This window comes from Brachybacterium sp. (genome assembly GCF_036379615.1).
In the GTDB taxonomy this organism is placed as follows: Bacteria; Actinomycetota; Actinomycetes; order Actinomycetales; family Dermabacteraceae; genus Brachybacterium.
In genome coordinates this window covers 1-7316 of record NZ_DASVGJ010000025.1, presented here as the reverse complement: position 1 = coordinate 7316, position 7316 = coordinate 1, and the positions used below count along the sequence as shown (strand labels likewise).

The window sequence follows — 7316 nt, the reverse complement described above, 5'->3', positions numbered from 1 at the left end:
CGTCGTGGTCGTCGGCCTCCTCCTGGGAACCCTGACGCTGCTCGCGCCCGCCGGGATGCCCCAGGCCCGGGCGGAGGGGTTCAACACGGGCCGCACCGCTCCCTCGATGCTGGTGTTCGACGCCTCGGGCTCGATGGCGGCCGACGACGTGGGCGGCCGCTCCCGGATGGACGTCGCGAAGGAGGCCGTGACCACCCTGGTGCCGATGCTCCCCGAGGATGCCGCTGTGGGGCTGATGACCTACGGCAACTCCGATCCGGCGACCGCGGCCAGCCAGGCGGCCGGCTGCGAGGACGTCAAGACCCTGGTCGAGCCGACGGGACTGGACAGGGAGGGGCTGATCAGCGCGATCGAGGGGGTGGAGCCCTCCGGCTACACCCCGATCGGGCTCTCGCTGCGCAGGGCCGCCGCCGAGCTGCCCGAGGCGGAGATGCGCTCGATCGTGCTGGTCTCCGACGGCATCGACGAATGCGGCGGGCCGCCGCCGTGCGAGGTCGCCGCCGATCTCGCCGGGAAGCACCCCGAGCTGCGCATCCACACCATCGGCTTCAAGGCCGAGCAGGCCGCGCGCGACGAGCTGGCCTGCATCGCCGAGGCGACAGGGGGCACCTTCGCGGATGCGAGCGATGCGGAGACCCTGCGGGACGAGCTGCTGGTGAAGATGACCCGCGCCATCCAGGGGTACGCCACCCAGGGCAGGCCCGTCACCGGTGGTGTCACGGCCGAGGACGCCGTGGACCTGCCGCCCGGCTCCTACCTCGACGTGCTCGAGCACGGCAGCCCTGCGATCGACGACGGCGAGGGCTTCTCCCGCTTCTACCGTGTGCAGATCGCGCCCGGGGAGATCGCGCACCTCTCGGCCACGATGGTGCTGCCCGGCGGTGACGGGGACACGAACCGGCTCGCCCAGCTGCAGCTGCGCACCAGCTCCGAGGACGGCGTGGACTGCCGGATCGGGGAGGTCCAGGCCCGGGCCGAGGCAGACCTCGGCGAGGGCCCGATCACCTCCACCATCGCGACGCCGCGCATGGGGGAGACGGACGACCTGGCCTGCTTCGGCGAGGACGCCGGGGGCACCGTGCTCCTCGAGGTCGAGCGCACCGGCAACCCCGCGCTCGAGGAGGCGGTGCCGGTGGAGGTGCAGTTCTTCGCCGAGGAGAAGGTGGACCTCGACGGCATGCCGCCCGCAGCGAAGCACATGCTGCCGCAGGAGCCGCTCGCGGTCCCGAAGGACGGCGAGCAGATCCAGCCCGCCTTCTCCTTCGCCTCTGCGGTGCCCGCGGGCGAAGGCTCGATGCGCGGAACGATCATCCCCGGTGAGGTGCAGTTCTTCCGGATCCCGGCCGAGTACGGCCAGCAGGTGCGGGCCGCGCTCACCCTGGGCGACTTCGACGTCCCCGAGGGCATGACGCTGTCGCTGCAGGCGAGGATGTTCTCGCCGCTGCGCGACTCCGTCTACACCGTGGCCCCGCCGAGCACCGATTCCTCCGCCTCCGGCCTGGCCGAGCCCGCGATGTCGGGGACGACGGTGCAGCTGACTCAGGCGGCACCGATCCAGTACCGCAACCGCGAGGACGGCGGGACCGAGGCTCGCACCTCCTTCCTCAGCGGCGACTACTACCTCCAGCTCGCCGTGGTCCCCTCCGACTACTCCGCGCAGCGACTGTTCGAGCTCCCGTACGTCATCGATCTCGACGCGGTGGGGAAGGTCGGGGACGGGCCGGACCTGAGCGGTCAGGGCGCCGCCTCGGCGGAGGATCGTTCCTCGGCCGACCCGGGCAGCACCCCCGAGGCGTCCGACGGGGGCGGCGCAGGCGCCGCGTCCGACGGGGGCGGCGCCGACCCCGCCTCCGCCGGCGGAGGGGTGCCCGAGCTCGAGGGCCCGCCCAGCGAGGACGAGCGGGCAGGGTCCTCGCTGCGGCCCCTGGTGTGGGCGGTGCTCGGTGGGCTCGGCGGCGGCATCGTCCTGGCCGCGACCGTGATCGGTGCGGTCGCGCTGGTGCGCCGGGGGCGCTGAGAACGCCTGCGAGGAGACGCGGGCACTCTCCTCGGACGTCCTCCGGAGGACATCCGGCCACCGGCGGATGAGCACTCGATGAACAGCAAATAAAATTGCACGTGCTCGATCCAACGCAAGGAAACTTGCATCTACGGTGAGGTCATGACCTTCACCGATCGTGTGCACGAGCAGCGTCCCCGCCTCACCAAGGGGGACCTCGCTCTGGTGGACGAGATCCTTGCGCACCCCGCCGAAGCGCCCCTGTGGCGCGGTGAGGACCTCGCCCGCCGCGGCGGCGCCCATCCCGCCGCCGCCACACGGCTCGCCCAGCGGCTGGGCTACGACGGCTACCTGCAGCTGCGCGAGGACCTCCGGTCCGAGCACAACCGGCGCCTGACCGGCTCCGCGGACCGCTTCCGCGCCGAGCAGCGGGATCGCGGGGACCAGGGCACCCTCGCCGCCCTGGTCGACGGGGAGCTGCAGTCGCTCGCCGCTGTGAGCCGCCACGTGGACCAGCAGCAGGTCGATGACGCCGCCGATCGGGTCGTGGCCGCCGGGCGCATCTTCGTGTTCGGCCGCGGCAATGCGACCATCCTCGCCGAGCTGCTGGATCGCCGACTGCGCCGCTTCGGGATCCCGACGGTCAACCTCACCGGGAGCGGCCGAGACGTCGCCGAGCGCATCGTCCCGATGCAGCAGAGCGATCTGCTGCTCGCCTTCGCCTTCCGGCGCGCCCCGCGCGACCTCGGCGCACTGATCTCGCACACCGCGCAGACGGGAGCGACGTCGCTGCTGATCACCGACACCCTGCACACGATCGACCCGGCACCCACCGAGGTGCTCTCCGCGCCGCGCGGCGATCTGCAGGGTTTCGCGTCCCTCACCGTGCCGATGGCGATCGTCAACGCGATCGTGCTGTCGATCGCCCAGCGGCACTCCGCATCCACCCTGCACGCCCTCGACCGCCTCGATGACCTGCTGACCACCTTCGACTGACGCCCCGGACACTCCAGGAGATCCCCATGCGCACCACCCGTCGCCAGTTCCAACTCACCGCCGCCGCCGCCCTTCCCGTCATGCTCGGCCTCGCCGCCTGCGGCGGTGGAACCCCCGCCGGGGGTGGGCAGGCCGCACAGGACCCGGACGCCGCCGCCGCGGAGCTCGCCGCCGAGCTCGATGCCCTCAGCCACGAGGAGCTCGTCGCCCGCGCCGAGGAGGAGGGGGAGGTCACCGTCTACTCCTTCACCTCCCGGATCGCACAGGTCGAGGAGGAGTTCGAGAAGGCATACCCCGGCATCGACCTGATCGGCCATGACATCTCCGCCACCGAGCAGATCACCCGCCTGGCCGCCGAGGCGGAGGCCGGGACCCCCTCGGCCGACGTCGCCTACATCTCCGACGCTCCCGTCGTGCTCACCGAACTGCTGGAGACCGGGGTGCTGACCGGCTACGTCCCCGAGCGCGTGGCAGAGGTGGTCCCCGAGGAGTTCCAGCAGCCGCTGCTGGCCAATCGCCTGTCCACCAAGATCCTCATGTACAACGAGGAGGCTCACCCCGAGGGGAGCCCCGTCACCAACCTGTGGCAGCTCACCGAACCGGAGTGGAACGGGCGGGTGGTGAGCGTGGACCCATCGGTGCGCGGCGACTACCTCGACCTGGTGACGGAGATCGTGCTGCAGTCCGACGCGATGGCCGAGGCGCACCAGGCGCACTTCGGATCCGCGATCGCGCTCGAGGACGATGTGCAGAACGCCGGCGAGCAGTTCCTCAAGAACCTCTACGCCAATGCCCTGGTGCTCGTGGACGACACCGACAACGTCAACGCTGCGGTCGGTGCCACCGGCCAGGACGCGCCGCCGGTGGGCTTCACCTCCTATTCGGATCGCCGCGACAACGAGGAGGAGGGCTGGGTGCTGCAGGCCTCGCTCGGCACCGTCCCGGCCGTCGGCATCACCTTCCCCGCATACCTCGGTCTGGTCACGGGTGGCAAGAGCCCCGCCGCCGCCCGCCTCGTGATCGATTTCCTGATGGGCGACGACACCGAGACCGGGGGAGCGGCCTACGAGCCCTTCTATGTGGCCGGTGACTACCCCGTCCGCACCGACATGGCGACCCCTCCCGACGCCGCCCCGCTCGAGGAGCTCGGCGCCTGGAACATCGACCCCGTCGCCACCGCGGAGATCCGCCGGGACGTCGCCGACTTCCTGCTCACCCTCGGCTGATCGCGCCGGCCGGCGCCGCGGCCCGCATCGTCGGGCGCCGGCCCGCACCGCCGGACACCGGCCCGTCGGGCGCCGGCCCGCACCGCCGGATGTCGGCTCGTCGGCCGCGTCCTGCGCCGTCGGGCGCCGGCCCACCGGCCACCCCGTCCCAGAAAGGGATTCCATGACCGCCACCGCCGCACCGCGTCGGCCCCTCACCACCGGGCTCGCCCGCGCCCTCACCCTGGCGCGGCGTCCCGTCGTGCTGCTGGCAGCCGGCACCCTGCTGGTGCTGTGCATCCTGGTGGTCGCCCCGCTCGCAGGTCTGGTGAGCACCACGCTGATGGAGGGGAACCGCGGAGCCTGGGGCGATGTGTTCACCAGTCGCATGTCCCGGAACCTGCTGTGGCGGCCGCTGGGGAACTCGGTGCTGATGGGGGCCGCCACCGCAGTCCTCTCCACCCTGATCGGCGGCTTCCTCGCCTGGGTGGTGGTGATGACGCGCGTACCGGGCCGCGGTGTGATCGCCGTTCTCGCCACCATCCCCTTCGCCCTGCCGAGCTTCGCGCTCGCGCTGGCCTGGGACTCGATCTTCCGCAACGACCTGATCGGCGGCTCCACCGGGATCCTCGGGAACCTCGGGATCATGGTCCCGGACTGGATCGCGTGGGGTCCGGTGCCGGTCGCGCTGACCCTCACCGCTCATTACTTCTCGCTGTCGTTCATGCTGATCGCCGCCGCGCTCGCCGCCGTCAACGGCGATCTGACGGAGGCTGCGGAGATGACCGGCGCCTCCCGGTTCGCCGTCGCCCGCGACATCGCACTGCCGGTGGTCGCGCCGGCGGTGATGTCCGGAGCGCTGCTGGCCTTCGCCGAAGGGGTCTCGAACTTCGTCAGTCCCGCGCTGCTGGGCCTGCCGGTGCGCTTCCATACTCTGTCGACCCGGCTGTACGGGGCGATCTCGACGGGGGACGTCTCCCGCGGCTACGTGCTCTCCCTGGTGCTCATCGTGGTCTCCGCGATGATCATGCTCACCGCCTCGCGCGTCACCGGCGGTCGCCGCGGCTTCGAGACGATCACCGGCAAGGGCGGTCGACGCCGCGCGGTGACGCTGGGCCCCTGGGCCTGGCCCGTGTCAGGGCTGGCCTGGGCGGTCGTGATCGCGACGACGATCATCCCCGGGCTCGTGCTGGTCGCCAGCTCGTTGACGCGCCGCACCAACGACTTCGCCTCCGGAGTCACCCTGCACTACTGGATCGGCGGCTCCGATCCGTCGCTCGCGCAGGGACAGCGAGGCATCCTCGCGAATCCGCAGATCCTCCACGCCACCTGGAACACGGTGCTGCTGGGAGTGTGTGTCGCCGTGGGCGCCGGGGTGCTGGGCCTGCTGATCTCCTACGTGATCACTCGCTCCCGCGGCCCGAAGCCGCTGCTGGGCGCGATGAGCCTGCTCTCCTATGTGCCCTTCCTGATCCCCGGCATCGCGTTCGGGGCGGCGTTCATCGCCCAGTTCGGTGCGCCGATCGGCCCTCTGCCCAGCCTCTACGGCACATTCGCGATCCTGGTGCTGGCCGGGATCGCCGCCACGATCCCCTTCGCGGTGAGGTCCTCGACCGCGGCGCTCAGCCAGGTCTCGCGCGATGTCGAGGAATCCGCAGTGATGGTCGGCGCCGGGCTGATGCTCCGGCTGCGGGCGATCATCGCACCGCTCGCCGCCCGGGGCCTGCTCACCGGCGGAGTGCTGGTGTTCGTGCAGATGGTCCGGGACCTGTCCCTGGTGGTGCTGCTGGCCACCCCGGCGATGCCGGTGCTCGCGGTGCTCACCTACCAGTACTCCTCGGAGAACTTCACCCAGCTCGCGAACGCGGTCACGGTGGTCATCGCCGTGATCTCCGTGGGTGCCACCCTGCTCGCCCGCCGCGCCGAGGGCGCCGCCCAACCCTGGAACGAGACGCCATGACCCGGACCGCTTCGGCCCCACCCGCCCCGCGTGCCCCGCACACCCTGTCCGCCCCGCTCACCCCGCCCGCCGGGAGCGGTGTGCCGATCACCCTGACCGCGCTGCGCAAGGACTTCGGCGGCAGAGCCGGCACCGCTGCGGTCGACGACATCTCGCTGGAGGTGCCGGCCGGGGCGTTCCTGGTGCTGCTGGGCCCCTCCGGCTGCGGCAAGACCACCACCCTGCGCATGCTCGCCGGCCTCGAGAAGCCCACCGGCGGAGAGATCCGCTTCGGGGAGCGCGTGGTCGCCCGCGGGGACGGGACCGCTCATCTCGAGCCTGCCGAGCGAGGCGTGGGCATGGTGTTCCAGTCCTATGCGCTGTGGCCGCACAAGACCGTCCAGGGCAACATCGAGTGGCCCCTCCAGGTCGAGAAGCAGAGCCGCGAGATGCGTCGGGCGCGGGTGGAGGAGGTGCTGCGCATGCTCGGCATCGAGGAGCTCGCCGAGCGGTACCCGGGGGAGATCAGCGGCGGCCAGCAGCAGCGCGTTGCGATCGCCCGCACCATCGCCTCCCGGCCCGGGGTGCTGCTGTTCGACGAGCCGCTGTCCAACCTGGATGCGAAGCTGCGGGTGGACACCCGCGCCGAGCTCATGCGCATCCACCGCGCCACCGGCGCCACGAGCGTCTACGTCACCCATGACCAGGTCGAGGCGATGACCATGGCGACCCATGTCGCGCTCATGAAGGACGGCCGCATCGAGCAGTTCGGCACCCCGGCGGAACTTCTGGCCGCGCCGCGCACCGCCTTCACCGCGACCTTCATCGGCACCCCGCCGGCCGCGATCCTTCAGGCCGAGGCGGTGGCGCAGCGGCTGTGGGTCCAGGGCACCGACGTCGGCGCCGCGGATCCCTCGATCCCGGCCGGGCCGGTGCAGCTGATGTACCGATCCTCCGGTCCGCGCCTGGTGGAGAGGACCGCAGCCCGCTGCCTGGCGGCGACGTTCGTGGATCAGGTGCCGATGGCCGAGCGCTGGGTGCTCGGGGTGGAGCTGGCGGACGGCACCCGGCTGAGCATCACTCAGGATGCGCCCGTGCCCCACCGACCCGGGGACGCGGTCACCGTGCAGCTGCCCGCCCGGCCCGAGACCTGCTTCGCCGCCGACGGGAACCGGTG

5 protein-coding genes are annotated in these 7316 nt (G+C 71.9%); all 5 read left to right on the top strand.

Annotated features, from left to right (window positions below; all coding sequences use genetic code 11):
- Nucleotides 1-4 precede the first annotated feature (4 nt).
- Nucleotides 5-2017 carry a vWA domain-containing protein gene (locus VF289_RS04660; RefSeq protein WP_330881586.1) on the top strand — a complete coding sequence of 671 codons (2013 nt, stop codon included), beginning with the start codon at nucleotides 5-7 and terminating at the stop codon, nucleotides 2015-2017.
- Nucleotides 2018-2161: 144 nt separating this feature from the next.
- Nucleotides 2162-2995, top strand: coding sequence for a MurR/RpiR family transcriptional regulator (locus VF289_RS04655; protein WP_330881584.1), 834 nt, complete (start codon nucleotides 2162-2164; stop codon nucleotides 2993-2995).
- Nucleotides 2996-3021: 26 nt separating this feature from the next.
- On the top strand, nucleotides 3022-4221 hold the full coding sequence (locus VF289_RS04650) for an ABC transporter substrate-binding protein (RefSeq protein ID WP_330881582.1): 1200 nt from the start codon (nucleotides 3022-3024) through the stop codon (nucleotides 4219-4221).
- Between the two features lie 163 nt (nucleotides 4222-4384).
- Entirely contained in the window at nucleotides 4385-6160 is a 1776-nt protein-coding gene (locus VF289_RS04645) for an iron ABC transporter permease (protein WP_330881580.1), read from the top strand.
- The coding region (locus VF289_RS04640; protein WP_330881578.1) for an ABC transporter ATP-binding protein at nucleotides 6157-7316 on the top strand (1160 nt) is incomplete at its 3' end. The genes VF289_RS04645 and VF289_RS04640, both read left to right, overlap by 4 nt.

Bases quoted from the DNA above. Each gene is read 5' to 3' on its own strand.
- VF289_RS04655 (WP_330881584.1), top strand. From the start codon at position 2,162: ATGACCTTCACCGATCGTGTGCACGAGCAGCGTCCCCGCCTCACCAAG.
- VF289_RS04650 (WP_330881582.1), top strand. From the start codon at position 3,022: ATGCGCACCACCCGTCGCCAGTTCCAACTCACCGCCGCCGCCGCCCTT.
- VF289_RS04645 (WP_330881580.1), top strand. From the start codon at position 4,385: ATGACCGCCACCGCCGCACCGCGTCGGCCCCTCACCACCGGGCTCGCC.